Raw genomic sequence first — 3,090 nt, 5'->3', positions numbered from 1 at the left:
GTGATGACGGCCGCCTGGCCGGTGGCCGACCGTACGGGAGTCGACGACGCCGCGGGTCGGCTCGGCCCTCCCGGTGCCGTCCGAGCGTCGGCCCGGCCCTGCTCGTGCCGCCCGCGTCGGCCCGGCTCTCCTCGTGCCGCCCGCGTCGGCCCGGCTCTCCTCGTGCCGCCCGCGTCGGCCGGGCTCTTCCGGTGCCGCCCTGCGGCGGCTCGGTCCGTCGCCGTCGGGCGGGGGCGGCGTCATCCGGTGCGCAGCACCGTGAACGCCTCGGCCATCCGGCCGGCCGGCAGCCCGGCCGCGTCCGCCGCCGTGGTCAGCCGGTCCCGCACCCAGGTCGCCACGTCCATCCCCGCGGTCTGCGAGCGGTGTGCCCGCATCGCGGCGACCTTGCGCGCGTACTGTCCGGTGACGTCGACGGTGTGGTCCGGCGCGGGGCCGCCGGCGTACCAGACCTCCCGGACCACCCACGGCCCGAGCCCCTCGGTCGACAGCTCCGGGTGGGCGCACGGGTTGCGCGCGTCCGGGTAGACCGCGCAGGTGGTCGCCTCGCCGACGGCGAGGTGGTCGGGATGGCCCGGCCCGGCGAGCTGCTCCCACCGGCGCAGCGGCGAACTGGTCAGCACCCGGTCGGGCCGGTGCCGGCGGATCGCCGCGGTGATGTCCCGGCGCAGACCGGGCGTCGGGGCGAGGGCGCCGTCACCGTACCCGTCGAGGAACTCCACCTGCCGGACGCCGACCGCGGCGGCCGCGGCCCGCTGCTCCTCCTCCCGCAGCCGGCCCGGCGGCTCGCGTGGGGCGCCGTCGCAGCCGCCGGCCTCGCCCCGGGTGACGAGCAGGTACGCGACGTCGACGCCCTCCTCCACCCAGGTGGCTATTGTGCTCGCACAGCCGAAGTCGATATCGTCCGGATGGGCAAAAACCGCCAACGCCCGGGCGACGTCGGAGAGCGCGGGAGCAGACGCGGGGAAGCTCACAATCGCCGAGCCTACGCGGGGCGCGGCCCGTGCCGGTTCGCGTTTTGCCTGCTCACGGCGGCGCGTGTCCGATGTTTCGTGATCTTTTCTCAAGTATCGGCAACGTGGCGACCAACTAACGGCTTGATAACGGCACCTTCACGGAAGCGGCCGGTGAGTGTCACAGTGGCAGCACCTCACCCCTCGTGTGAGGCACCCCGTACGGCCTGACGACCACGGCCGCCGCTCCGTGAGTGGCGCTCCGTGGTGGTCTCGCGTGCGCGGTGCCGAGCCCGGCGGGGCGGGGCGGCCCGGCGAATCGGTGCAACCCCTTGTCCCGATCTCACTGCGGTGAAACCGGTGACCCGCGCTGCGGGCCGCCGGACGTGTCACCCCCATGCGTGCGTGAAACCCACGACGGAACCAGGTTAGAAAGAGGAGGCCCCTCGGAATGAGAGTCTCGAAGCGGGCAAGCAGCGCAGTCGCGCTGGGCGCGGCGTTCGCGCTCGTCGCGACCGGTTGCTCGAGCAGCGACGACGGCGGCGACGCCGGCGCGAGCGCCGACGGCGCGATCACCATCGAAGGCACCCAGCCGGAGGTCGGCCTGGTCCCGTCGAACACCACCGAGACCGGTGGTGGGGCGATTATCGACTGGCTGTGGACCGGCCTGGTGGAGTACCCGAACGACGGCAGCGCCCCGCGCAACGCGGTCGCCGAGTCGATCGAGACGACCGACTCCAAGGTCTACACGATCAAGATCAAGAAGGACACGAAGTTCCACGACGGCACCGTCGTCAAGGCCAAGAACTTCGTGGACGCCTGGAACTGGGGTGCCTACTCCCCGAACGGCGCGCAGAACGGCAGCTTCTTCGCCGACATCCAGGGCTTCGGCGACGTGCACACCGAGGACCCGGACGGCGCCGAGGGCCCGAAGAAGGCCCCGGATCCCAAGACCGACAAGATGTCCGGTCTGAAGGTCGTCGACGACTGGACCTTCGAGGTCACCCTGGCCGCGCCGACCGCCGTGTTCCCGACCAAGCTCGGCTACAGCACCTTCATGCCGCTGCCGGACGCGTTCTTCAGCCAGGGCGCCGAGGCCTTCGGCAAGAAGCCGATCGGCAACGGCCCGGTCAAGTTCGTGTCCTGGGAAGACGACGTCCAGGTCAAGCTGACGCGCTTCGACGACTACACCCTGACCGACAAGATGAAGGTCAAGGACGTCAACATCAAGCTGTACCAGGACGACACGGCGGCCTACAACGACCTGCTCGCCGGCAACCTGGACTTCATGCAGCAGGTTCCGGTCTCCGCGCTCGCCGCTGACAAGTGGAAGCAGGACCTGGGCGCCCGGGCGATCCAGACCACCATCCCGGCGAGCGGCATCATCGCCTTCCCGATCTACGACAAGCGCTTCCAGAACGCCGACCTGCGTCGGGCGATCTCGCTGTCGATCAACCGCCAGGAGATCAGCGACAAGATCTTCTTCGGGGCGCGCAAGCCGGCCGACAGCTGGGCCAACCCGCTGACCCCGGGCGCCAAGCCGGGTAACTGCACCGCCTGCCAGTTCAACCCGGAGGAGGCCAAGAAGCTGCTGACCCAGGCCGGCGGCTTCAGCGGCGAGCTCGTCCTGTACTACAACGCCGACGCCAGCCACAAGGAGTGGATGGAGGCCGTCGCGCAGCAGATCAAGACCAACCTGGGCATCAACGCCCGCGCCGAGGGCGTGCCGACCTTCGCGGTGTTCCGCCAGAACATCAACGCCCACAAGATGAAGGGCATGTACCGCGCCGGCTGGCAGCAGGACTACCCGGACGTGGAGAACTGGGTCAACCCGCTCTACGTGACCGGTGGTTCCTCGAACGACGGTCTGTACAGCAACCCGCAGGTCGACGCCCTGGCCAAGGAGGCCAGCGCCGCGCCGAGCCTGGAGGCCTCGCACGCCAAGTTCGCCGAGGCCGTCGCCCTCATCGACAAGGACGTTCCCTCGGTTCCGGTCTACTTCAACGGCCAGCAGTCCGGCCACTCGGAGAAGATCAAGAAGCTTGAGGTGACCAACGTCGGTGAACTCGACCTCACCTCGGTCGAGCTCTGATCCGAACGGTCTGACCCCGGGTCGGGCTCACCTACCGGTGAGCCC

The 3,090-nt window shown here is 70.1% G+C and carries 2 protein-coding genes; one reads left to right on the top strand and one right to left on the bottom strand.

The features are described 5' to 3' along the window. Positions 1-239: 239 nt before the first annotated feature. Positions 240-974 carry a PIG-L deacetylase family protein gene (locus tag ACWENR_RS30225; RefSeq protein ID WP_452280348.1) on the bottom strand — a complete coding sequence of 245 codons (735 nt, stop codon included), beginning with the start codon at positions 972-974 and terminating at the stop codon, positions 240-242. 430 nt (positions 975-1,404) lie between these two features. On the opposite strand from ACWENR_RS30225, the gene ACWENR_RS30220 reads away from it, so the two are divergent. Further along, a complete protein-coding gene (locus ACWENR_RS30220) occupies positions 1,405-3,045 on the top strand; it encodes a peptide ABC transporter substrate-binding protein (protein ID WP_452280347.1) in 1,641 nt (546 codons plus the stop codon). The last annotated feature ends 45 nt before the right edge of the window (positions 3,046-3,090 follow it).

It is taken from the genome of Micromonospora sp. NPDC004336 (assembly GCF_053602615.1).
Note: the sequence above shows the minus strand (reverse complement) of the source record. Positions and strands in the feature narration are given on the sequence as shown.